Here is a 22435-nt window from a genome sequence, read left to right on the forward strand (position 1 = left end):
AAACAGGAGGTTTGGCTATGTCCAAGTTAGGAGTCGTGGAGGATACACTGTTCGTCCCTATGCTGGGAAGAATTTATGCTAGTGAGCATTACCCGCAAATTTTATATGATAAAAAAGCATTGGAATTGAAAAAGAAGCTGCCTTCAGACTTGATTAAACAGAATATGCAGAGCCAGTATACCTTTTTGGCCTCTGCTTCCCGGTCTGCTAATATGGATCGGATTATTCGGACTTTTCTGGAACGCAGACCGGACGGTGTGATTGTCCAGTTGGGCTGTGGTCTGGAAACAACCTATCACCGATGTGATAACGGAAAGACACACTGGTATGCCATGGATCTGCCTCATGTGATCGAATACCGGCGGGGACTTCTTCCCGAACCAGAGAGGGAATTATATATTTCCGGGGATGCCTTTGCAAAGGATTGGATCAAAAAAGTTCGCAATGATGTACTTGATGCTCCTATTCTCGTTACTGCAGGCGGGTTATTTCATTATTTTGAGGAACATAAGGTCATTGCCCTTCTGCGTATGATTGGGCAATTTGGAAATATGGAAGTTGTTTTTGATACGGTGAACAAAAGAGGAATGACCATGATGAAGAAAAAATATATGAAACAGGTCGGCCATGCCGATGCACAAATGTTCTTTTATGTGGATTCAGCGGAAGAACTGGCAGCAAAGATCGGGGGTAATGTGAAGGTGATTGCGGAGGAACCATACTATCGTTACATCCCTAAAAATGACTTAAAGCTATCCACAAAGGTCAGTATGACAGTTTCTGATCAATTCAAGATGGTAAAGATGATACATCTAAAACTATAGTGGATATACAATATCAGAGAGAGAGAACTTTATCATTTTTTCGGACGCACTGATGAAACACCATCAAAAGCCGCCTTCTATCACCAGCGTGCAAAATTAAAAGATAATGCACTATGGGAACTTTTGCAAATCTTTAACCAGAAGCTTCAACCAACTCTATACAGAAACCGTTATCGTTTGGTTGCTTGTGACGGTTCTGTTGCTGATGAAGTCGATCCGGAACTTCTGGCAAAAGTATTGGCTAATCCAGAGATGTGGGCATTGCTCAATTCATTGGCGAAAACGATGAAGTAATGAAAAATAGTGAAAAAATAGTGTAATTTTAGTGAAATAACAATTCATAAAACGATATAATATATGGATAAAATGAGGATATTTATTGTGTATATGGATATTCTATCTCCATCAGTAAACTAAGTAAAATAAAAATTCTGCTTTACAAATAACAGATAAAGTATTAGAATAAACAAAAAGATATCTTCAGGGCAGGGTGAGATTCCCTACCGGCGGTAAAGCCCGCGAGCCGAGAGGCATGATCCGGTGAGATTCCGGGGCCGACAGTACAGTCTGGATGGAAGAAGATGATAGTACAGTTGATTTTTTGTATGAATGAATGTAGTATCAGAGCTCTGAGATGGTGATCCATTTCAGAGCTTTTTATATAGGAAAATCAGACATTCATTTATCAATCATATGTAACAGATCAATTCCACCCTGCAGATATTTCTGCAGGCTTTTTTTGTATCTGGTACATTGTTTTCGAAATAACTATACCATTCACTTGTCTGTGAATCCGATTGCACATGTTTAAAAGCCTCGGCGTAGCCCAGGCAAAGAACAGGAATAAGAAAGAAGGAATAGAAATGACGGATCAGGAATATATGCTTCGGGCTATTCAACTGGCCAAAAAAGGAGAAGGCTGGACGAATCCCAATCCTATGGTAGGGGCAGTGATCGTAAAAGACGGAAAGATCATCGGGGAAGGCTATCATAAAAAGTATGGAGAACTTCACGCGGAACGTAATGCAATTGCTTCTCTTACAGAATCAGCAGAAGGTGCGGTGATTTATGTTACGTTGGAGCCTTGCTGTCATCATGGTAAAACACCTCCATGTACGGAAGCGATCATTGAACAGAAGATCAGAAAAGTGGTGATCGGTTCCAGAGATCCGAATCCGAAAGTGGCAGGAAAAGGTGTACAGATGTTAAGGGAAGCCGGTGTAACAGTAGTTGAAGATTTTATGAGAGAAGAATGTGATCAGCTGAACCCGGTGTTTTTCCATTATATTACTACGAAGACTCCTTATGTGGTAATGAAGTATGCCATGACACTGGATGGGAAGATCGCAACGAAAACAGGAGCATCAAAATGGATCACCGGAGAATCTGCACGAAAAGAAGTACAGCATATGCGGCATCAGTACATGGGAATCATGGCTGGTATTGGAACTGTGCTTGCAGATGATCCGATGTTAAACGTCCGGGTAGAAGGCTGGAAAAGTCCTGTCAGGATTGTGTGTGACAGTAAGCTCAGGATCCCGCTGGGCAGTCAGATTGTAAAAAGTGCGGAAAAGTACCGGACGATCGTGGCTTATGCAGAACAGAAAAATACAGAAGAGAAAATAAAAATATTACATACCATGGGAGTTGAAACCATTTACTGTCCCGACGAAAAGAATCAGATAGACCTTAAGAAGCTGATGGCAGTTCTTGGAAACAGAGGCATTGACAGCATCCTCCTGGAGGGAGGAGGTACGTTAAATGACAGTGCACTGCGAGCTGGAATTGTAAAGGAAGTACAGGCTTTTGTGGCACCAAAGCTGTTTGGCGGTGTGGCTGGGAAGACACCGGTAGAGGGTATTGGAGTTGAACTGCCGTCTGAAGCAGTGGAACTGAAATATACAGATATCTGCCAGATCGGTGAGGATATCCGGATAAAATGTCAGGTGTGTGATAAAAAACAGGAGGAATCATGTTTACAGGAATCGTAGAAGAGAAAGGAAAAGTCCGTTATATACAGCTGACAGGGGAATCAGGGATCCTGGCAGTGAAAGCCCGGAAAGTCCTGGAAGGGACAAGGATCGGTGACAGTATCGCTGTGAATGGTGTGTGTCTGACAGTTACGTCGATTCAGCCGGACGGATTTACTGCCGATGTGATGGCAGAGACGATCAGAAGAAGCAGTCTTGGCAGCTGCAAGGCCGGAAGCCAGGTAAACCTGGAACGTGCAATGGCTGCAGACGGCAGGTTCGGGGGACACATAGTAAGCGGCCATATTGATGGGACTGGCGTGATACGTTCCATGCTCCGGGAAGAAAATGCCATCTGGGTATCAATTGAGACATCGCCACAGATTTTGCATCTGATCGTGGAAAAAGGATCCGTCTGTATTGATGGGATCAGCCTGACAGTTGCAAGGGTTGATGAAGCTGGTTTTCAGGTGTCGGTCATTCCACATACAGGAGAAGAAACCACTCTTTTGGAAAAGGTGCCGGGGGATCTGGTTAATCTGGAAAATGATGTGATCGGAAAATACGTAGAAAAACTGCTTGGCATCAGAAAAAACGAAGAAGAGAAAAAAGAATCCGGAATTACGATGGAGTTTCTTGAAGAATTCGGGTTTTAGAACAGGAGGATATACACTATGTCACAAAATTATCAGTACAACACAATTGAAGAAGCACTTAGGGATCTTAAGGAAGGAAAAATAGTTCTGGTCACAGATGATCCGGACAGAGAAAATGAGGGAGATCTGATATGTGCGGCAGAGTTTGCAACCAGGGAAAATATTAATTTCATGGCGACCTATGCAAAGGGTCTTATCTGTACACCGATGAGTGCAGAAATTGCGGCGAGATTGAACTTTCCGCCGATGGTTGCGGAGAACACGGACAATCACAGTACAGCATTTACCGTGGCAGTGGATCACGCAGATACAACCACAGGTATCTCTGCGGCAGAGCGCTCCTATACTATCATGAAGTGTGTGGATGATCAGTCAAAACCGGAGGATTTCAGAAGACCGGGACATGTGTTTCCGCTTATTTCCAGAAAAGGCGGGGTTTTGGTACGAAATGGCCATACAGAGGCAACAACAGATCTTATGAGACTTGCCGGACTGAAAGAATGCGGCGTGTGCTGTGAAGTTATGAAAGAAGATGGAACTATGATGCGTACACCACAGCTATGGGAAATGGCAAAAGAGCATAACCTTACATTTATTACGATCCGTGATCTGCAGGATTATATAAGAATACATGAGAAGCATGTAAAGGAGGAAGCCGTTGCAAACCTCCCAACGCAGTACGGTGATTTTAAAATGTATGGTTATATCAATGATATTACAGGAGAACATCATCTGGCACTGGTAAAAGGTGATCTGGGAGATGGTGAGGATGTGCTTTGCCGGGTACATTCGGAGTGTCTGACAGGGGATGCATTCGGATCGCTCAGATGTGACTGTGGCCTGCAGCTGCAGACAGCGATGCGCCAGGTAGAAGCAGAAGGCAGAGGAATCATTCTGTATATGAGACAAGAAGGCAGAGGAATCGGACTGATCAATAAGATCAAAGCATATGCGCTTCAGGAGCAGGGATACGATACTGTGGAGGCTAATGTGAAGTTAGGGTTTGCACCGGATCTCAGAGAGTACTGGGTCGGGGCACAGATACTGTCAGACCTTGGTGTGAAATCATTAAGATTACTGACAAATAATCCGGATAAAGTCTATGGACTTGGCGAATTCGGACTGAAGATCAATGAGAGAGTACCTCTGGAGATTCCGGCACAAAAGTATGACCGGAAGTATTTGAAGACGAAGCAGGAAAAGATGGGTCATATTTTTAAAGAAATAAATTTATAAAAAACAGCAAATATCAGGAGGAAGAAAAATGAGACAGATCAATTTAGTAGAAGGAAAAGTAGTAGCACCAGAGGGAATGAAGGTTGGTATCGTGGCAGCGAGATTCAATGAAATTATTGTGAATAAATTATTGGGAGGGGCAGTCGACGGACTGGTAAGACATGGAGTAGAAGAAGAGAACATTACTGCAGCATGGGTACCGGGAGCATTTGAGATTCCGATTACAGCACAGAAGATGGCACAGTCAGGAAAATATGATGCAATTATCTGCGTTGGAGCTGTCATCCGTGGAGATACTTCACATTATGATCTGGTGTGTAATGAATCTGCCAAGGGAATCGCACAAGTTGAACTTGCAACAGGAATCCCGGTTTTATTCGGAGTGATCACGACTGAAAATATCGAGCAGGCTATTGCGCGTGCAGGAAGCAAAGCGGGAAATAAAGGCTATGATTGTGCATTATCTGCGATCGAGATGGTCAATCTGATGAAGCAGCTCTAAAAGACAGGAAAATAAATGATGACAAAAACAATCATATTCGATTATGATGGAACGATCCATCATACCCTTGGAATCTATGAACCGGCATTTCGTGAAACCTATCAGTGGCTGACAGAACAGAAGGTTACCGAAGAACGGGAGATAGGCTCGGTGGAAATTGCCGGCTGGCTGGGACTTAACAGTAAGGAGATGTGGAATACATTTTTGCCGGAACTGGATCAGAGCTATAAAGAGCAGGCAAGCAGAATGGTAGGAGATCTGATGGTAAGACAGATCAGGAAACATAAGGCAGTGTGGTATCCGGGAGCAGAGGAGATGCTAACAGCTTTGAAGAACCGGGGATATCACCTTGTGATCTTAAGTAACTGTAAAGCTTCATATCGTGAGGCACACTGGAAGGAATTTGGGATGGAACGATGGTTTGACCGTTTTTATGACTGTGAATCATACGGATTCCGTCCAAAGACAGAAATTGTGCAGGAAATCATCCGGGAATATAGTGGCCCTTATCTGGTAGTCGGAGACAGGAGACAAGATCTGGAATGTGCCAGGTCCTGCAAAAGCCCTTTTATAGGATGCCTGTATGGATATGGTGAGAAAGGGGAACTGAATGGGGCTGATTATTATGCAGAACATATAGAGGATATACTGCAGATGGTGATATGATTTTGCAATATAAAAATCTGAAGGAAAAAAGTTAAAAATAAATACTTCTGTAAAATAAAAGGATATAGAAAATTTGCAACAACTTGTTGCAAATTCTGAGGCGGGGATGATTTTAGGATAGTCATAGTGATAGAGGTAATCCACTTTTCTAACCCCATCTGTACAGTAAAGTTCTCAAGTCCAGTTGTACAAAGCGCTACTGCACGGGGAACCAGATGGAATGCATCTCCACTTCCTAAAAGAACTGCCATAATTCCAAACATGGTAAACTGTCGGTTTCCTTTGCATTTGCGGATCATTTATAGATTTTACTGTGGAAGATTTTGCATAAAGTGTTTTCCGTGCTTGTGTGTACCATTATCTGATATCAAAGCAGTACAGGGTGATTCCGGTCATGCTCAGGTCAATATGGTTACGGATGTGTACTCTCATATTCTGGATGATGACAGAAGAAAAAATGCAGAGCTTTTTGAAGAAGCATTTTATGAGAAAAAGAATCTGGATCCACAGATGCATGTACAGCAGGAAAATAATAATGCAACTGTTGCTGATGAAATCGATCCGGAACTTCTGGCAAAAGTGTTGGCAAATCCAGAGATGCGGGCATTGCTCAATTCACTGGCGAAGACGATGAAGTAATGAAAAATAGTGAAAAAATAGTGTAATTTTAGTGAAAAAACGATTCGCAACGATATAAGAAATAAGTATCGGAATAATAATACAAATAAAGCTTCAAATGAATCAATAAATGAATCTTTAAATTCAAATAGTTGGTAGCATACACGAACACAAGGCAGACAGGAATTATTTCTCGAAGCCAATGTAGATGAACAGAAAAGACTTTTAGAAGTTCTTCGATTCCGTTACAGAAAAGGTTACAGAAATTTTTAATGAATAAAATTTGCCAGTCAAAAACGCATGGACAAACCGTCTCGTATGCGGTATATTAATTGTAGACAAGAAAATATCTTGTGCTTTCGATAGGAAGTTTAATTGAATACTGTTTACCATGATCGAACGTACGAAGCATGGTGGTCATATAACAGATGTCGATGGTAATATCAAGGCATTCCCCGATTATTAGCTGGAGCAAACAATCAGCTAACTTTCAGAGCTTTACAGAGCTTGACAGAGGGGGTATTCAGAATAACTCAAATTGAATCGGAAACAGTTTTTAATAGTGTCCCATATGGGTTTACCTTACCTCAGATTGACAGAGAGTGACAATAGGTTGGAGCTCTCCTAAGCACTAGTTGTGAGTTCGATTCTCGCAGGGAACGTTTGGAAAAGGAAATGGCGAAAGTCATTTCCTTTTTTTTATAGAGGTATTTTTATACCCCACATAAACAATTATAATATAAGTATTACGATATATAAAAACTGTATTGTAGGTTATGTATTATGTGGTTGAAGGGGAACGACCATCAAAAAATAAAACGGACGGAGTCAATGATAAAGGTGAAAAAGATGCTGAGAGAAATGAACTATTTAGTTGTGGATTTTGAGATGTGTATGTTAAAAGGAAATGCTAGGAAAAAGATGTGCAGAGAAAAAAAGGAAATTATTCAAATTGGCGCTGTAATGCTTGATAAAAATCATCGGATTATAGATGAGTTTTCATCGTATGTAAAACCGGAATATGGCAGGATTGATCGATTTATTGAAGGATTAACAGGAATCAGACAAGAAGATGTGGAAAATGCACCGAGATTAGTATCTGTTCTTATGAAGTTTATCGGCTGGATCGGAGACAGAAATGTGATGGTGTTGTCTTGGAGCAATTCAGATTATTATCAATTACAAAAAGAATTACAGGCTAAGAAAATCAAGAACCGTAAAATTCAAGATTTATTAGACGGGTGGGTAGATTTTCAGTACTCTTTTGATAAAATGTTAGGATTCAAGAATCAATTTGCTTTGGAAGCGGCGATGAAAATTAGTCGTGTTCAGATGATAGGAAGAGAACATGATGGTTTATGCGATGCTTATAACACCGCAAGGCTTTTTGTGAAGGTTCACAGGCAGTCGGTTTTTCAGTTGGAATTAGTTCCAATATGTGAATATACTGACATTATAGAACATCTGAGTTTTAAACTTGGAGATTTGTTTACTCCGGAATTATTATCGCAATTTAGTCTGAATGAAGAAAAGCAGGAAGATTTTGAACCGGAATTATCGGAGAAGAAATGGAGTATATGGAGAAAACTATACAGTTTTTTTAAAGGGAAAGATGCAGTCACAGATGAAAACTGGAATAAAGTTCTTTTTACTATAGAAATGAAAAAAGTTGATTTGATAGATAGATTTGAAAGTTTTGGTAGGAAGAAAAATCTGATTGAAAATGAGATATAAGTGATAGATGTTATGGTGATAGATGTTATGGAGATAAATGTTTTGGGCAAATAAGAAACGTCAAAAAGAGGAAATTCTTTTCGAAAGTGGGTAAATGCTATTCTTAAAAAATTAGTAAGTATACAAAAAATATTTTGAGAGAAGAAGAATATGATTGAAAATATAGATGAAAAAATTATTTTGATGTAATATATAACTATATAGTAAAGTGAAGAATAACGGAGGGAAAGATATTATGGGATACTTAGGAAAAGCATTACTAGGAGCAGCAATTGGTGTAGGAACTGTAGCAGCCATTCCCGTTACCGGAGGAGGATCGGTTTTAGCAGGGACTAGCTTAATAGCATCATTAACGGGAGCAGGTGCGATTGCAAGTGCCGCAGGTGTAGGGGGAGCGGTAACAGGGGCTGTGGTTCAGGGAGTAGAAAATATAAAAAAAGAAAAAGATATTAAAAAGGCAAAGTCAGCATCTTTTCAAGATGGTATGAATGAAGGTAAAGCAAAAACGGTAGATGAATTGAAAAAAGTATATGATTTTTATTTAGCCACAACAGCGTTATCATATTATATAGCGAAATGTGATGGTGAAATTTCAGAAGAAGAACAGTTAGAAATAGATTTTGATTTAGATGCTATAAAGAAGAATGCGGATATTCCAGATGCAATAAAACGCGAAATGGATAGGATAGCAAGAAATAACTATTTACGTTTTGATGATGTAGAAATTTATCTCGACAAAATCAGTATTGAAAATTTACAAGGATTGGAAAATGATGTCCAGGAGATAATAGAAGCAAATGGGCATATAAGTGAAGAAGAGGAGTTTGCGAAAAATCTTTTTCTAAATTATATAGAACAGAGAAAAAGGTGTGAAAATTATGAGTAAAGCACAAGACTTAAAAAAAGTTCGCGATAATAATGGATTAGGAATAAGAACAAGGGAGTTTATAATCGACAATAAAGAAGAAACAATACAATCATATTATGAGAATATTTTATCTGCAGAGGAAATAAATAAATCGGTAGAAGAATACAGAGTAAATATGGATATTGTTTCAAAAGAATTTAAGGAGCGTACCAAACTACAAGATAAGGATATTGCTTTCTTAACAGTTGCAACTATGTTGCAATGTGCAAGAATATATTTGGTTAATTATTTTACAAAAATAGAAAAAGCCGGAAGCGGAAATAAAAAGGAAGCATTTTTACATGAGAAACAGGAGAAAATTTTAGGGAAATTCGGTTTTGAAGAAAATGAACATGGAAGACTGTATTATGCTCCGTTAAAGCAGATTGTTCTAGGAAGGGGAGTACCTTATGATGCAACAGCATATTTTTCCGAGAACTATAAACTTTTTGAAGGGGCAAATCACAGATTTTCTACATTAGGGCATGATCCTTTGTTTGGTTTGATTTTTGGGACAACTAATATTCTTACCAATACAATAACGTGTAATCAAAAAATAGTACTCAAGACAAATCATGTTATCTATGATGAAAATATGAAAAATCCTAAAATAAGTAGGTATGCTTCAACACCAAAAATGTTTGAAAGTGTAAAAGATAGAATTATTAATGAAAAAGAGGCCGTTGTGGCAGCAGTAATTAAACAGTTAATACATATTGGAACAGATTTATATACACCATGTGGAATACAACTGCCGGGAGCAAGTTTGATTCTAGATAAGGCAAATGTGGAAAAATTGACTAAATATGTTAGTACGGGAGACGTAATTAAATTTGGTGCATCTGCAGCGATTGATTGTTTGATTAATATGATTATTAGAATAGTTCACAGTTGTAAGTGGTTGTATGAAGAAGATGGAGATTTTTCAAAGGAGTTGTATGAGATTAGAACACGAAAAATTATTTTATATTCTAACTTATTTGCAACTTCAAGTAATGTCATATATACAGGACTGACGGGTAATATGAAAGATTTCGATTTTGCCGGATTTGCAATAACAGCATATCGGCTGTTTAGCGATACGAATTTCATGGATAAAATTAAATATGAATTTTTGAATAGCCAAGTAAGCAAAGTATATGAAGAAAAATTAGGGGAAGATAGTTTGTATTATTAAGAGGAGAACCTATGGCACAAATAAAGGTAACAGAAACAAAATTACAGGGAATAAAAATCATAGAACCGCAGAGGTTTGGGGATAACAGAGGTTGGTTTATGGAAGTCTACCAATACGATACATACCGGCAGGCAGGAATAAATTGTTCGTTTGTGCAGGATAATCGATCCTATTCAAAAAGAAACGTGCTGAGGGGATTACATTTCCAAAAGAAACATCAACAGGATAAATTGATTAGTGTATTGTGTGGAAAGATTTTCGATGTAGTTGTAGATATAAGAAAAGATTCGGCAACATTTGGACAATGGCTTGGAATTGAACTCTCTGCCGAAAACAGAAAGCAGTTATTTATTCCAAAAGGATTTGCCCATGGATATATTGTGTTGTCTGAAGATGCGGAAATATTGTACAAATGCAGTGAAAAATATTATCCGGACGAGGAGAGCGGTATTTTGTGGAATGATAAAGATTTGCAAATTGATTGGCAGATTGAGGATAAAGAGAAATTGATTTTGTCCGAGAAAGATAAGAAATGGCAGACATGGAAGGAGTTTTCCGGCAGATGATAGCGTTAGTTACGGGGGCAGACGGGCAACTCGGCGAAGCGGTTGTGAAGACACTGGAGGAAAGAGGACACGAAGTTATAACAACAAACAGGCAGAATATGGATATTACTGATGAGCGGGCGGTGGCAGACCTGTTTTCGTGCAGGGATATGGAGGCAGTTATACACTGTGCGGCTTACACCAATGTGGAAAAAGCCGAAGAGGAACGAAAGATTTGTGGAAACGTAAATATAATCGGAACAGAAAACATTGCAAAATGGTGTGAGCGAAAGAAAATAAAGATGGTTTATGTCAGCACGGATTATGTCTTTGACGGGGCGGGAAATATTCCATACGGTATTTCGGAAGAGAAACGTCCGCTAAATATGTACGGTTGGAGTAAGCATATGGGGGAAGAGATTGTCCAAAAAAAAGTGACAAAGTATTTTGTCGTGAGAACTTCATGGGTGTTTGGAAATTCGGAAAATGATTTTGTAAATAAGATGTGCAGATTATCTCAGCAAACAGAAGAAATCAAAGTAGTTGATGACCAGTGTGGCAGACCTACCTATGTAAAAGATTTGGCAGAACTTCTTGTGGATATGGTGGAAACTGAAAAATACGGTGTATATCATGTGGCAAATCAGGGAGAATGTACATGGTATGAATTTGCTAAGGAAATCTTTAAACAGTTAGGAAAAGAGATGAAAGTGATTCCGGTTTCCGGTAAAGAATTTTTACAGAAAGCGAGGAGACCGTCTGACAGCAGGCTGGATTGCAGTGTGTTGAGAGAGAGAGGTTTTAAACAATTGCCACATTGGAAAGACGGATTAAGAAGATATTTAGGAGGAAAAAGATGACGGAAGAAACGATACGAAAAGAGTTTATAAAAGGATATGACTGTTCACAGGTAGTTTTGAGAGCGTTTGCGGATAAATTGGGATTGACGGAAGATGAGGCAAACAGAGTGGCAGCGTGCTTTGGCGGCGGAATGATGATGGGAGAGGTTTGTGGTGTTGTAACCGGAGCGTTAATGGTACTTGGATTGAAATACGGACACAGTAAAGAAGAAAATCTGTTAGGACAGAAAGAAGTTATGGCAGCAAAGAGCGGAGAGTTTAGAGAAAAATTTATGGAGAAATACGGAACAGTGAACTGCAGGGCGTTGCTTGGATATGATGTCTCTAAGCCGGAAGAGTTGGAAGAAGCATTAAACAGCGGGCGTATGTTGGGATTTTGTCCGAAACTGGCAAAAGAGGCAATAGATATATTAAATGAAATCATATAGAAAATATCTATATATATAAATCTATAGAAAAAACCAATTTGCTATTGTACTTATCCTGTGTCAATATTGAATAGGTATAGGAGAAATAAAGTATGGTTAGCATTGTTTTAAGTACATATAATCGTGCCGGCACACTGAAAATGTCAGTGGATAGCATACTGCAACAGACGTATGAGGATTTTGAACTGATTATTGTAGATGACGGCTCTACGGATTGTACGAAAGAATTGTTAGAAGAATATACGGATAAGAGGATACGTCTTTTTTCCCTGAAAGAAAATCAGTTTTATTGTATGGCAGCAAATTATGGTTTGCAGCAGGTAAAAGGTGAATATGTGGCATTTGCCACAAGTGATGACCTATGGAAGAAGGACAAGTTAGAACTGCAGATAAATTATTTAGAGAAACGGAAAGAATGTGGAGCCTGTTTCACCTTTTCAACTGTTATTGATGAAAATGGAGAAAATGCAAAAGAGAAGTTTAATATGTTATCGGGGCTTCTTGTGAAAAATTTTTATACGCAGAAAGATTGGATACAACATTTTATTTTTGAGGGAAACTGCCTGAGTCACCCTTCGGCAGTCATAAGAAAAGAAGTGCTTGATAAGGTTGGGAATTTCAATTTGCTTTACTGTCAGTCGGCAGATATGGATTTGTGGCTTAGAATTGTGCGTTATTATCCGATTCATGTGATTGATAAAGAGTTGGTGAATTATAGGTGTTATAAAAATCCGAATGACCAGATTAGTGGGGCGGACGAGTTGAAAGCAGCGCGATTTTTAAATGAACATATGATAATACGGCGTAAGTTTATTCAGGATTTATCCGATGGAGAGATGATAAAGTTTTTCGGGGACTGTTTTAGAAATAAAGATGCAGGGTCGCACTTGGAATTGGAGATTGAGAAGGCATTTCTTTTAATGAACTGCACGAAAGGACTTCCTAATTTTAGAATAATGGGAATTGAGAAGTTTGAGGAACTGCTTAGAAATCCGGAGGTAGTTTTGATTTTGAGGAAGAAATATAATGTGAAGCTGCAGGATATTTATCAGTGGAATCTGGAACATTTTTACATGGATTTCGGAATCCATGTAAGGTTGGCAGAACAGGACCGCAAAGTACTGGTTTTGCGTGAACAGTTACAGAAAGAGAAGGAATATACACAGGGACTACAGAGGTTTAGAAGCGAGTTGCAGGAAAATTTGCAGCATGCACAGAGCCGGATACAAGAGCAGGAAAAAGAACTGGAAAGAAGAAACAAGTGTATTGAAGAGATAAAAGAGAAAGTGATAAAAACTGAACTGTGTTTAACCGTAAAAGAAAAAGAATTGCGGGAAGAAAAAGAAGAACATAAAAACACGGTTTCTCTTTTGGAAGAGGTTTTGTTGGAAAAATTAAAAATACAGGAAGAGAGAAGAAAGAGATGAAAAGAGCAGGAGTTATTTTATGTGGTTTAGCGTTGGCAGTGTCTGTTGTTTTATCAGGCTGTGGAAATAAGAGTCATAAGACAGAAAAGTCGGACGGTTCATCAAAATTTACAGGAGAGTTTGTTATCAGTGCTAAAGAAGCAGAAGAAAAATTAGATGATGATAATGTATTATTTTTAGATGCAAGAGGCACAAAAAAAGCGCTTTTGGGAACAGTTGAGGGTGCGGTTGTGACCGATTGGCAGTCATTATCTACCTGTCAGGAAGGAAAGGCGGGAGATGAGAACTGGGGGCTTGTACCTGAACCGAAAGAACTGACAAAACGTTTACAGGAACTTGGAATTGAGAAGGACAAGGAGATTATTATTCTTGGACAGCCGGAAGATGGCTGGGGAGAAGATGGAAGAGTTCTATGGGAACTCAGACAGGCAGGCTGTAAAAATGTAAAGATTGTGGACGGCGGAATTACGGCGATGAAAGATATTGGTGTATCCATGAAACTTGGGGCATCTAAACCGGAGAAATCCGATATGGAAGTAAAGAAACTGGATTCATCACACAATATTACAACAGAGGAACTGCAGAAAAATTATAAAGAATATAAAGTAGTAGATGTCCGCACAAAAGAGGAATATGATGGAGCAGTTTTATATGATGAGGCAAAGGGAGGACATCTTCCGGGAGCGATTCATGTTGCGTATGTAGATTTGTTCCAAAAGGACGGTACGTTGAAAGATAAAGAGAGCATTGTAAAGATGTTTGAAGATAAAGGCGTAAAGAAAGAGGATAAAGTGGTAACATATTGTACGGGCGGAATCCGTTCGGCATATGTGCAGCTTGTTTTGGAAATGTGCGGATATGAACATACATATAATTATGGACAATCTTTTTGGAGATGGGCAGTAGTCGGTGAAGTAGAATGAGTGAGAGAGTTGTTACTTCCACATATAATTTATATGTGGAAATAACACCTCTTTTTCTTTGTGGGAGAAACAGGAAAGAATGAAGGAATTTTGGAAATTTAAGTCTCTGCTATACGAATTGATTTGCAGAGATATTAAAATAAAATACAGAAGGTCAATACTGGGGGTTCTATGGACTGTTTTAAATCCTCTTTTAATGATGACCATTTTATATTTGGTTTTTTCCAAATTATTTCGTTTTGACATAGAAAATTATGCAATTTATGTTTTGAGCGGCCAGGTTATTTTTAATTATTACCAGTCTTCTACAACAGATGCCATGATGGCGATATTAGGTAACAGTTCGTTGATTAAAAAAGTATATCTGCCAAAGTACATGCTTGTTTTAGCAAAAATTTTGTCGGGAGCAGTAAATCTTTTTGCATCATTTATTGCACTGCTTGTTGTCATGATTGTTACCGGATTTAAGTTATCACCAATATTTTTATGGTCTGTTGTGCCGCTTTTTTGTCTGATTATACTTTCTTTTGGTGTTGGTCTTGCATTGGCGGCAATTACGGTAAGATTTCGGGATATTCTTCATTTGTACGGTGTCTTTTGTATGGCGTTATTTTATTTGACACCTGTCATTTATCCGTTTTCCATTTTACCGGAGTATATGAGAAAAGTAGTATATTATAATCCGATTACGAGAATAATGGATTCTTTCAGAATGATTATGATAGACAGCGCCGTTCCCTCAAATGCAGAGTTATATTACTGTCTTGCATCGGCAGGAGTGACATTTTTAGCAGGGGCATGGCTTTTTCATAAAAGACAACAAAAATTTATTCTTGATTTATAGGGGGAAAAATGAGCGAACCGATTATTCAGGCGGAGAATGTTTCCATGCAATTCCACATGGCATCGGAAAAAGTAGATAATTTAAAAGAATATTTTGTGAAGAAAATTAAAGGGCATATTTCTTATGACAGTTTGTGGGCGTTGCGCCATGTTTCCTTTGAAATGCAGCGTGGAGAGAGCGTGGCACTTGTCGGGCTTAACGGAAGCGGAAAGAGTACGTTTCTGAAGATTTTGGCCGGAGTGCTTAAACAGACAGAAGGGACAGTTCGGGTAAATGGTGCAGTTGCTCCGTTAATTGAGTTGGGAGCAGGTTTTGACATAGATTTGACTGCTCGGGAAAACGTATGGTTGAATGGAGCGATTTTAGGATATAACCGCACAGTGATGAGAGAACATTATGATGATATTGTCGCATTCAGCGGTTTGGAAGAGTTTATGGATATTCCGATTAAAAATTTTTCATCGGGAATGTTGGCGAGACTGGCGTTTTCCGTTATGACTTTCGGGACACCGGACATTTTGATTGTAGATGAGGTACTTTCCGTGGGAGATTTTACTTTTCAGGAGAAGTGCAAAAGACGTATTCAGGAAATGCGTGAAAAGGGAACGGCAATTTTGCTTGTCTCACACAATATGGAGCAGGTAAGAGAAATCTGTTCAAGGGCAGTCTGGTTAGAAAAAGGGAAAATCCGAAAGGACGGTTCATGTCGGGAAGTGACGGAAGAGTATATAATGCGAGGAGAAATATAAGTGGAAAACAGGTTTTATATACAGTATGCCAGATTTCACAGCGTGGAAAAAAATAAATTTTTGATTTGCGGTTACTGGCATGAAGGAAGTAAAAAGAATAGAGAACTTTTAATCTCCTTAGATTACACGGCATTGGAAGTTGAGGTGCAAAAGCAGAAGACAATAAAAACACCGAAGGCATATATGGAGCAGGGAGAGTGTGAGGAAAAGGTATTTTACTGGATTACACTTCCAAAAGGGTATGAAGCATACGGAAAATTGAGGGTTTTTGAGAGAAAAAAACTGGATTTGCAGGAAATTTTCTGTATGGATACAGGTACTCTTCGCAAACTGGAAAATCGTGTAGAGATGAACATTGATGAAATCGCAGTTGGCGGAACAGGTCTGATTGTGCGGGGTTGGTGTATTGCAAAAGAGGCGTATTCCATTTCCATAAATGGAAATCTTATTGAGGAGGAGCAAATTGCTTTTCAGAGAAGACCGGACGTGGAGAGAGTATATCCTGAGTGTGAGAGGGAATGGATTCACGGATTTGTTGTGGAGACAAGAGAGAAACCGCAGGGAAAACTTTTGATAACCGTACAGTGTGACGGGAAGATAAAATCAGAAAAGAGGTCGGTGTCCCAGTCTCTTTTACATAAAGGTTACCGCAAATTAAAGGAGATAGGTTTTAAGTCAAAAGTGTATTATCAGCAGTTTGGCATAAAACGGACAATTCGAAGAGGAATGGAAAAATTGACCAAGAAGGAGAGGGCGACTTACGAAACTTTCCGTCTGAAATATTTTCCGAATAAAAAGCAGTTAGAGATGCAAAGAAAGACAAAATTTGCCTATGAACCGGAGTTTTCCATTGTTGTACCGTTATATAAAACCCCTCTCATTTATTTGGAAGAGTTGATACAGTCCATAGAGGAACAGACGTATCCGAAATGGCAGCTCTATCTGTCGGACGGCAGTGGGGAGGATTCTCCTTTGCGGGAGAAATTGCGAAAGTATGAAAAGAAGGATAGACGTATTCATGTAATAGAAAACAACAGACAACTGCAGATTTCGGAGAACACAAATGAGGCGCTAAAGCGGGCGGAGGGTGATTTTATCGTGTTTGCGGATCATGATGATATGCTTTCTCCCGATGCGTTGTACGAATGTGCAAAGGCAGTCAATGAGTTTCCGGAAACGGAAGTTATTTATACAGACGAAGATAAGGTGTCTATGGACGGAAAAGAATATTATCAGCCTCATTTTAAGCCGGATTTTAATATAGATTTATTGCGAAGTGCAAATTATATGTGCCATTTGTATGTGGTAAAGCGTACACTGTTTGAGAAAGTGGGCTATTTACGGTCGGAATATAACGGCTCACAGGATTATGACTTTATTCTGCGGTGTGTGGAGCAGACAAAAGAGATTTTGCATATCCCGAAAATATTGTATCACTGGAGAATTCACCCTAATTCTGTTGCGGGAAATCCGGACAGTAAATCATATGCTTATGATGCAGGGAGAAATGCGATTTTGGCACACTATAAACGTGTGGGGATTGATGCGGATATTGAGTTTCTTTCACCCGGTTTTTATCACTCTATATATCATTTGAAAGAAGAACCCCTCGTTTCCATTATCATTCCGAATAAGGACCATGTGAAAGATTTGGACAGATGTATAAAGTCCATTCAGGAGAAATCAGACTATCAACATTATGAGATTGTGATTGTGGAAAACAATAGTGAGGAAGCGGAAACGTGGGGATATTATAGCAAACTTACGGAGACACATGAAAATATATGTGTGTACGAATATAAGGGGAAATTTAATTATTCTGCCATTCAAAATTTTGCGGTGCAGAAAGCAAAAGGAGAATATCTTCTTCTCTTAAACAACGACACATGGCTTGACAGAAAAGAAAGTATACGGGAAATGCTCGGTTACTGTATGCGGAGTGATGTGGGTATTGTGGGGGCGAAACTTTTGTATCCCGATAACACAGTGCAGCATGCGGGAGTGATTGTCGGCTTGGGAGGTGTGGCAGGTCACGCCTTTGTAGGTGAAGACAAAAATGCACCGGGATATTTCTGCAGAATGACCTGTGTGCAGAACTACAGTGCAGTAACAGCAGCGTGTATGATGGTAAAAAAAGCTGTTTATGAAGAAGCAGGAGGAATGGATACGGAATTGCAGGTAGCATTTAACGATACGGATTTTTGTTTAAGAGTAGGGGAGAAAGGATATTTAGTCGTATACAATCCGTTTGCGGTATGGTATCACGATGAGTCTAAGACAAGAGGACTTGAAGATACAGAGGAAAAGATAGAGAGATTCCGCAGGGAAATCGAATATTTCCAGAGAAGATGGAAAGTATTTTTGGAACACGGAGATGCCAATTACAATCCGAATCTTGCTCTGGACAGACATGATTTTTCGCTAAGAAGTTAATTGCCGTTTCAGGTATTGTTTTATATAAAGGAAAGTTCCGTACCAAATCCATATTTCTGTTCGGAACAAAGATTTACCGTTTAATTTAGAAACTTTTATCGGAGTACATAAACCGTCTATGATACCTTTTCGATAATGGGAATGTAAATCGTATTTTTGAAAGTAAACATATTTTAAGAAAGTTCCTACAATAAAAAAAGGTGCGTGAAGAACACGTTGTATTTTTGTAAGATTTTTCTTTCTGAGCCAAATGTTGTTTCGGGCGGAATGATACACCTTAAAGGCAGTATATGTCGCTTTTGTCGTTCCGCTGCCGTGGTGATACACGATGGCGTTTGGGCAGTGTACATTTTGAAAGCCAAGCCTTCTTGCACGGAATCCGATATCCACATCTTCCAAATAGGCGAAGAAGGATTCGTCAAACAATCCCACATGGCGAAGAAGGGCGCGTCTGTAAATGACGGCACAGCCGCAGTTGGAAAAGACATCAGAAGAATTCCGGCGGGAAGGATTTAATCCCTGATTGCGACAGAAAGCATATCCCTGTATACTGTAAAAATCTCCTGTTGTATCCGTAAGATGAGGGGAACTCAATGTAAGGATATTCGCACCTGCGGAAAAAATTTGAGGACTTTTCTGTATGGCACGCATCAGTTGTGAAATACAGTCAGAGGTAAGTAGGGTATCATTATTTAAAACCATAACATACGGACTTTTTGTGCGGAGGATCCCCATATTGACAGCGGAGGAAAATCCGGTGTTTTTGCATAAAGGGATTGTATGTACATAAGGATAGTGTTCAGATAACCAGCGAAGGCTGTCATCAGAAGAACCGTTATCCACAACCGTAATATCAAAATCCGTAAAGGATTGTTTTGTTAGAGAATGTAAACAGGCAGAGAGAAAATGTCTGCCGTTATAGTTTGGAATAATAATATTAAGTTTCATCGTAGTGTTCCTTTTCAATTAAAATTAGTATTATTGTAACAGAGGAAGAAGAATATGTGTATAGCAGATGTAATGATTCCTGTCTGGAAACCGGACAAACGTCTGAAAAACTGTGTTATTCGGTTGTTAAAACAGACAGTGGACATTCGAAAAATAACTCTTGTTTTATCAGTAGATTCCACATGGAACGGAGAAATGGTAGAAAAGTGGTTTGAAAATGAGGAAAAAGTGGAAATAAGGCGTATCCCAAAGGAAAAATTTAATCACGGCGGTACAAGGCATGATTGGACGAAAACAAGTGATGCGGACTATTTTCTCTTTCTTGTGCAGGACGCAGTTCCTGTGGATAACCGATTGGCAGAGAGATTAATAAATTGTATAAAAGAAGAAAAGAATGCGGTGGCGTATGCGAGACAGATTCCCTTTAGGACAAGCGATAAAATAGAGAAGTACGGCAGGTACTTTAATTATCCGCCGTCCACTGAGAGAAAAACAGGAAAAAAATTAAAAGGCGGAGGGATTAAGGATTGTTTTACTTCCAATGTGTGTGCCGCCTACAGAAGAGACCGGTATGAAAAAATCGGTGGATTTGAGAGGAATATTTTGCTCAGTGAGGACAGCGTTTTTGCGGCAAAGGCACTATTGTGCGGAGCAGATGTGATTTATTGTGCGGAGGCGAAAGTATTTCATTCACACCATTACAGATACAGAACTCAGTGGGAAAGAAATTTTGATATTGGGGTCGTTCATCGACAGTATGAGAAGATTTTTAAGAGGCTGTCCTCGGAAAAAGAGGGAATACGCCTCGTAAAAAATACGGCAGTTTATCTGTTGAAGAAAAAAAGGGCAGATTTGCTGCCAAGATTGTTTTTACTAAGCAGCGTCAAATGTATAGCCTTTGAATTTGGAAAGCATTATGAAAAATTTCCAAGACGGCTTGTAGAAAGATGGAGTTGGGATAAAAAGTATTGGAGGAGAAGAGAAGATGGAAGAAACGAAAAATAAGAAGAAAAAAATTATTATCGGAAGTATCGCAGTTATTCTTGCACTGGTTGTGGGAATAGGAGTGTACGCCGGAAGTAAACTTTCCAAAATTAAAAAAGGGAAAGTGGATACGGTCAAATTGAACATTTCCAAAGAGGTGGATAAAGAACTTGGGGATAATTATCTGAACGTGGCATTGTTTGGGGTAAACGTGATAAGTCCTGCGGATTCCGTTGTGGACAGTGATGCAGTGTATGTGGTAAGTCTGAACAAAGACACGAAAGAAGTAAAGTTGTTTTCTGTTTATGGAAATACGATGATGGAGAATAATGGAAAAGAGATTAAGATGAAGGACGCTTACGCGAAAGGCGGTCCGGAAAAAGCAATTTCCGTTTTAAATGAGACTTTGCGGTTGGATATTGAGAAATATGTTTCCGTTAATTTCAAGGCAATGGCAGACACCATTGATATTCTAGGCGGCATTGAGATAAATGTGCAGCCGGACGAAATTCCCCATATTAACGGTTATGCACAGGGAATTGCGGAACTTATGGGAAAACAGCCGAAACAGGTGACTGCAGCGGGTAATCAACTGTTGGACGGGGTGCAGGCGACAGGTTACTGTCGAATTCGTGTGACAGAGGGCGGAGATATGAAGAGGGGCAGCAGGCAGCAGGAAGTAATCAGTAAAATGCTTGCCAAATTAAAAGAAGCAAATTTTTCACAGATGGATAAAATTATCGACAGTGTATTTTCACAGGTGGAAACAAACTTTAAGACAAAAGAAATCGTGGATTACGGCAAGAACGCCATGTCTTATAAAATAGAAATACTTAAACCATATCCGAGACAGATTAAACCGCAGGAGAGAAAGCCGGCTGACCCGAATGTTCCGTTTACGGACTACGAAGAAATTGTGGAGGGAGTCGACTGCAAAAAAGATGTGGAAGAGATACACAGGGAACTTTTCCCTGAAATAGAGGGAGGTAAGGAAGATGCAGAAGAAGGTACAACGCTATGTGCAAAGCCGGCGGTTTTGCGAGGCATTGGGGATTTCATCGGAAGATAAGAAGTTGGAATTACATTTGCTCGGACAGGGCGAATACAATGTAAATTATTGGTTTTACCACCCGAAGACGAAGGAAAAACTTGTTTTACGGGTTAATACGGGAAGTCAGATACATTTGGATAATCAGATTTTGTATGAATATGAAACATTAAAACTTCTTCAAAACAGTAAAAGAACACCGCGTCCGATTTTTGCAGATGATGAAAAAACGGATATAGAATATGGAATAATGGTTATGGAATTTTTGGAGGGGAGACCGCTGAATTATCATACGGACATGAAATTGGCGGCGGAATGTCTGGCGGATATACATTCTGTTCCAATTGAAAAAGATAGTATTCTCCTTTCGCCAAAGAATTGCTTACGCGCCATTTTGGACGAGTGTCACGAGATGATAGAAGTGTATAATAGTTCGCCTCTCGGGGAGGAAAGGAAGAAGACAAAAATACGAAAAATGCTGGAGAGAGGCGAGAGCAAACTTGCCACAGCGGAGGTATATGAAGGGCAGGTATGCTGTATCAATACGGAGTTGAATTCGGGAAATTTTCTTATTAACGGGGAAGGGGAAGACAATTATCTTGTAGACTGGGAAAAAGCACTTTTGGGTGATATGGCACAGGATTTGGGACATTTTTTAGCACCGACAACGACTTTTTGGAAAACGGACGTTATTTTATCTGAGCAGGAAATGGACGACTTTGTAGAGGAATATAAAAAACAGGTTGGAAATCGCATTGAAGTGGGAAATTTGGAGGAAAGATTAAAGTTATTTCTTCCTATTAACTGCCTGCGTGGGATAACATGGTGTGCAATGGCGTGGATACAGTATCAAAGTGGGGATAAACTCATAAAAAATGAAGAAACATGGGGAAAACTTAACAGGTATCTTTCTGATGATTTTTTAGAGGAAATCAGCAGACGGTATGAGTTGTAAA

General features: G+C 39.4%; 22 protein-coding genes, 1 pseudogene and 1 riboswitch. Of the genes and pseudogenes, 21 read left to right on the forward strand and 2 right to left on the reverse strand.

Annotation, left to right across the window (positions count from 1 at the left end; all coding sequences use genetic code 11):
- Positions 1-17: 17 nt before the first annotated feature.
- From ACYQ35_RS02950 to ACYQ35_RS02975, 6 genes are all read left to right on the forward strand, one after another.
- Entirely contained in the window at positions 18-824 is an 807-nt protein-coding gene (locus tag ACYQ35_RS02950; protein WP_459830094.1) for a class I SAM-dependent methyltransferase, read from the forward strand.
- Between the two features lie 472 nt (positions 825-1296).
- Positions 1297-1411: riboswitch (FMN riboswitch) on the forward strand.
- A gap of 276 nt (positions 1412-1687) precedes the next feature.
- Positions 1688-2815: a bifunctional diaminohydroxyphosphoribosylaminopyrimidine deaminase/5-amino-6-(5-phosphoribosylamino)uracil reductase RibD gene (gene ribD, locus ACYQ35_RS02955; RefSeq protein WP_459830101.1), complete on the forward strand. Its 1128-nt coding sequence runs from the start codon at positions 1688-1690 to the stop codon at positions 2813-2815.
- Positions 2797-3450 carry a riboflavin synthase gene (gene ribE / locus ACYQ35_RS02960; protein WP_004844978.1) on the forward strand — a complete coding sequence of 218 codons (654 nt, stop codon included), beginning with the start codon at positions 2797-2799 and terminating at the stop codon, positions 3448-3450. The genes ribD and ribE overlap by 19 nt, the downstream gene beginning before the upstream one ends.
- An 18-nt stretch (positions 3451-3468) precedes the next feature.
- On the forward strand, positions 3469-4686 hold the full coding sequence (locus ACYQ35_RS02965) for a bifunctional 3,4-dihydroxy-2-butanone-4-phosphate synthase/GTP cyclohydrolase II (RefSeq protein ID WP_459830110.1): 1218 nt from the start codon (positions 3469-3471) through the stop codon (positions 4684-4686).
- Between the two features lie 28 nt (positions 4687-4714).
- Positions 4715-5188: a 6,7-dimethyl-8-ribityllumazine synthase gene (gene ribH, locus ACYQ35_RS02970; RefSeq protein ID WP_004844980.1), complete on the forward strand. Its 474-nt coding sequence runs from the start codon at positions 4715-4717 to the stop codon at positions 5186-5188.
- Positions 5189-5203: 15 nt separating this feature from the next.
- Positions 5204-5854, forward strand: a complete 651-nt coding sequence (locus ACYQ35_RS02975) for an HAD family hydrolase (RefSeq protein ID WP_243243807.1) — start codon at positions 5204-5206, stop codon at positions 5852-5854.
- 116 nt (positions 5855-5970) lie between these two features.
- Here the strand turns inward: ACYQ35_RS02975 and ACYQ35_RS02980 are convergent.
- Positions 5971-6153, reverse strand: a pseudogene (locus ACYQ35_RS02980) (hypothetical protein); the annotation flags it as partial.
- A 46-nt stretch (positions 6154-6199) separates the two neighbouring features.
- On the opposite strand from ACYQ35_RS02980, the gene ACYQ35_RS02985 reads away from it, so the two are divergent.
- The 12 genes from ACYQ35_RS02985 (at position 6200) to ACYQ35_RS03040 (ending at position 18499) form a co-directional block, all read left to right on the forward strand.
- On the forward strand, positions 6200-6493 hold the full coding sequence (locus ACYQ35_RS02985) for an integrase (protein ID WP_227197121.1): 294 nt from the start codon (positions 6200-6202) through the stop codon (positions 6491-6493).
- Positions 6494-7321: 828 nt separating this feature from the next.
- Positions 7322-8206 carry a 3'-5' exonuclease gene (locus tag ACYQ35_RS02990; RefSeq protein WP_459830123.1) on the forward strand — a complete coding sequence of 295 codons (885 nt, stop codon included), beginning with the start codon at positions 7322-7324 and terminating at the stop codon, positions 8204-8206.
- A gap of 235 nt (positions 8207-8441) precedes the next feature.
- Positions 8442-9092, forward strand: a complete 651-nt coding sequence (locus ACYQ35_RS02995) for a hypothetical protein (RefSeq protein ID WP_009461879.1) — start codon at positions 8442-8444, stop codon at positions 9090-9092.
- Positions 9085-10290 (forward strand): hypothetical protein, encoded by a 1206-nt coding sequence (locus ACYQ35_RS03000; protein WP_009461878.1) that lies wholly within the window; start codon positions 9085-9087, stop codon positions 10288-10290. The genes ACYQ35_RS02995 and ACYQ35_RS03000 overlap by 8 nt, the downstream gene beginning before the upstream one ends.
- An 11-nt stretch (positions 10291-10301) precedes the next feature.
- Positions 10302-10856, forward strand: a complete 555-nt coding sequence (rfbC, locus tag ACYQ35_RS03005; protein ID WP_459830127.1) for a dTDP-4-dehydrorhamnose 3,5-epimerase — start codon at positions 10302-10304, stop codon at positions 10854-10856.
- On the forward strand, positions 10823-11695 hold the full coding sequence (gene rfbD, locus ACYQ35_RS03010) for a dTDP-4-dehydrorhamnose reductase (RefSeq protein WP_459830130.1): 873 nt from the start codon (positions 10823-10825) through the stop codon (positions 11693-11695). Before rfbC ends, rfbD begins: the two co-directional genes overlap by 34 nt.
- A complete protein-coding gene (locus ACYQ35_RS03015) occupies positions 11692-12123 on the forward strand; it encodes a C-GCAxxG-C-C family protein (RefSeq protein WP_459830133.1) in 432 nt (143 codons plus the stop codon). Before rfbD ends, ACYQ35_RS03015 begins: the two co-directional genes overlap by 4 nt.
- 92 nt (positions 12124-12215) lie before the next feature.
- The gene (locus tag ACYQ35_RS03020) at positions 12216-13550 is read left to right on the forward strand and encodes a glycosyltransferase (RefSeq protein ID WP_459830136.1); all 1335 of its coding nucleotides are present in this window, start codon (positions 12216-12218) and stop codon (positions 13548-13550) included.
- On the forward strand, positions 13547-14473 hold the full coding sequence (locus ACYQ35_RS03025) for a sulfurtransferase (RefSeq protein WP_459830140.1): 927 nt from the start codon (positions 13547-13549) through the stop codon (positions 14471-14473). Before ACYQ35_RS03020 ends, ACYQ35_RS03025 begins: the two co-directional genes overlap by 4 nt.
- Before the next feature lie 79 nt (positions 14474-14552).
- Positions 14553-15317, forward strand: a complete 765-nt coding sequence (locus tag ACYQ35_RS03030) for an ABC transporter permease (protein WP_459830144.1) — start codon at positions 14553-14555, stop codon at positions 15315-15317.
- 8 nt (positions 15318-15325) lie between these two features.
- Positions 15326-16066, forward strand: coding sequence for an ABC transporter ATP-binding protein (locus ACYQ35_RS03035; protein ID WP_459830148.1), 741 nt, complete (start codon positions 15326-15328; stop codon positions 16064-16066).
- Positions 16067-18499 carry a glycosyltransferase family 2 protein gene (locus ACYQ35_RS03040; protein WP_459830152.1) on the forward strand — a complete coding sequence of 811 codons (2433 nt, stop codon included), beginning with the start codon at positions 16067-16069 and terminating at the stop codon, positions 18497-18499.
- On the opposite strand, the gene ACYQ35_RS03045 is transcribed toward ACYQ35_RS03040, so the two are convergent.
- Positions 18488-19447 carry a glycosyltransferase family 2 protein gene (locus ACYQ35_RS03045; protein WP_459830156.1) on the reverse strand — a complete coding sequence of 320 codons (960 nt, stop codon included), beginning with the start codon at positions 19445-19447 and terminating at the stop codon, positions 18488-18490. The genes ACYQ35_RS03040 and ACYQ35_RS03045 overlap by 12 nt on opposite strands.
- A 54-nt stretch (positions 19448-19501) precedes the next feature.
- On the opposite strand from ACYQ35_RS03045, the gene ACYQ35_RS03050 reads away from it, so the two are divergent.
- Genes ACYQ35_RS03050 through ACYQ35_RS03060 form a run of 3 tightly spaced genes read left to right on the forward strand, consistent with a single transcriptional unit; the run spans position 19502 to position 22434 of the window.
- Complete coding sequence (locus tag ACYQ35_RS03050; protein ID WP_459830160.1) at positions 19502-20452, forward strand: glycosyltransferase family 2 protein; 951 nt, start codon at positions 19502-19504, stop codon at positions 20450-20452.
- Positions 20433-21500, forward strand: a complete 1068-nt coding sequence (locus ACYQ35_RS03055; RefSeq protein ID WP_459830163.1) for an LCP family protein — start codon at positions 20433-20435, stop codon at positions 21498-21500. The genes ACYQ35_RS03050 and ACYQ35_RS03055 overlap by 20 nt, the downstream gene beginning before the upstream one ends.
- A complete protein-coding gene (locus tag ACYQ35_RS03060; protein ID WP_459830170.1) occupies positions 21427-22434 on the forward strand; it encodes a phosphotransferase family protein in 1008 nt (335 codons plus the stop codon). Before ACYQ35_RS03055 ends, ACYQ35_RS03060 begins: the two co-directional genes overlap by 74 nt.
- The last annotated feature ends 1 nt before the right edge of the window (position 22435 follow it).

Source organism: Faecalimonas hominis (assembly GCF_054660755.1).

Coding starts and splice junctions, on each gene's coding strand:
- ACYQ35_RS02950 (WP_459830094.1), top strand. CDS start 18: ATGTCCAAGTTAGGAGTCGTGGAGGATACACTGTTCGTCCCTATGCTG.
- ribD (WP_459830101.1), top strand. CDS start 1,688: ATGACGGATCAGGAATATATGCTTCGGGCTATTCAACTGGCCAAAAAA.
- ribE (WP_004844978.1), top strand. CDS start 2,797: ATGTTTACAGGAATCGTAGAAGAGAAAGGAAAAGTCCGTTATATACAG.
- ACYQ35_RS02965 (WP_459830110.1), top strand. CDS start 3,469: ATGTCACAAAATTATCAGTACAACACAATTGAAGAAGCACTTAGGGAT.
- ribH (WP_004844980.1), top strand. CDS start 4,715: ATGAGACAGATCAATTTAGTAGAAGGAAAAGTAGTAGCACCAGAGGGA.
- ACYQ35_RS02975 (WP_243243807.1), top strand. CDS start 5,204: ATGATGACAAAAACAATCATATTCGATTATGATGGAACGATCCATCAT.
- ACYQ35_RS02990 (WP_459830123.1), top strand. CDS start 7,322: ATGCTGAGAGAAATGAACTATTTAGTTGTGGATTTTGAGATGTGTATG.
- ACYQ35_RS02995 (WP_009461879.1), top strand. CDS start 8,442: ATGGGATACTTAGGAAAAGCATTACTAGGAGCAGCAATTGGTGTAGGA.
- ACYQ35_RS03000 (WP_009461878.1), top strand. CDS start 9,085: ATGAGTAAAGCACAAGACTTAAAAAAAGTTCGCGATAATAATGGATTA.
- rfbC (WP_459830127.1), top strand. CDS start 10,302: ATGGCACAAATAAAGGTAACAGAAACAAAATTACAGGGAATAAAAATC.
- rfbD (WP_459830130.1), top strand. CDS start 10,823: ATGGCAGACATGGAAGGAGTTTTCCGGCAGATGATAGCGTTAGTTACG.
- ACYQ35_RS03015 (WP_459830133.1), top strand. CDS start 11,692: ATGACGGAAGAAACGATACGAAAAGAGTTTATAAAAGGATATGACTGT.
- ACYQ35_RS03020 (WP_459830136.1), top strand. CDS start 12,216: ATGGTTAGCATTGTTTTAAGTACATATAATCGTGCCGGCACACTGAAA.
- ACYQ35_RS03025 (WP_459830140.1), top strand. CDS start 13,547: ATGAAAAGAGCAGGAGTTATTTTATGTGGTTTAGCGTTGGCAGTGTCT.
- ACYQ35_RS03030 (WP_459830144.1), top strand. CDS start 14,553: ATGAAGGAATTTTGGAAATTTAAGTCTCTGCTATACGAATTGATTTGC.
- ACYQ35_RS03035 (WP_459830148.1), top strand. CDS start 15,326: ATGAGCGAACCGATTATTCAGGCGGAGAATGTTTCCATGCAATTCCAC.
- ACYQ35_RS03045 (WP_459830156.1), bottom strand. CDS start 19,447: ATGAAACTTAATATTATTATTCCAAACTATAACGGCAGACATTTTCTC.
- ACYQ35_RS03050 (WP_459830160.1), top strand. CDS start 19,502: ATGTGTATAGCAGATGTAATGATTCCTGTCTGGAAACCGGACAAACGT.
- ACYQ35_RS03055 (WP_459830163.1), top strand. CDS start 20,433: ATGGAAGAAACGAAAAATAAGAAGAAAAAAATTATTATCGGAAGTATC.
- ACYQ35_RS03060 (WP_459830170.1), top strand. CDS start 21,427: ATGCAGAAGAAGGTACAACGCTATGTGCAAAGCCGGCGGTTTTGCGAG.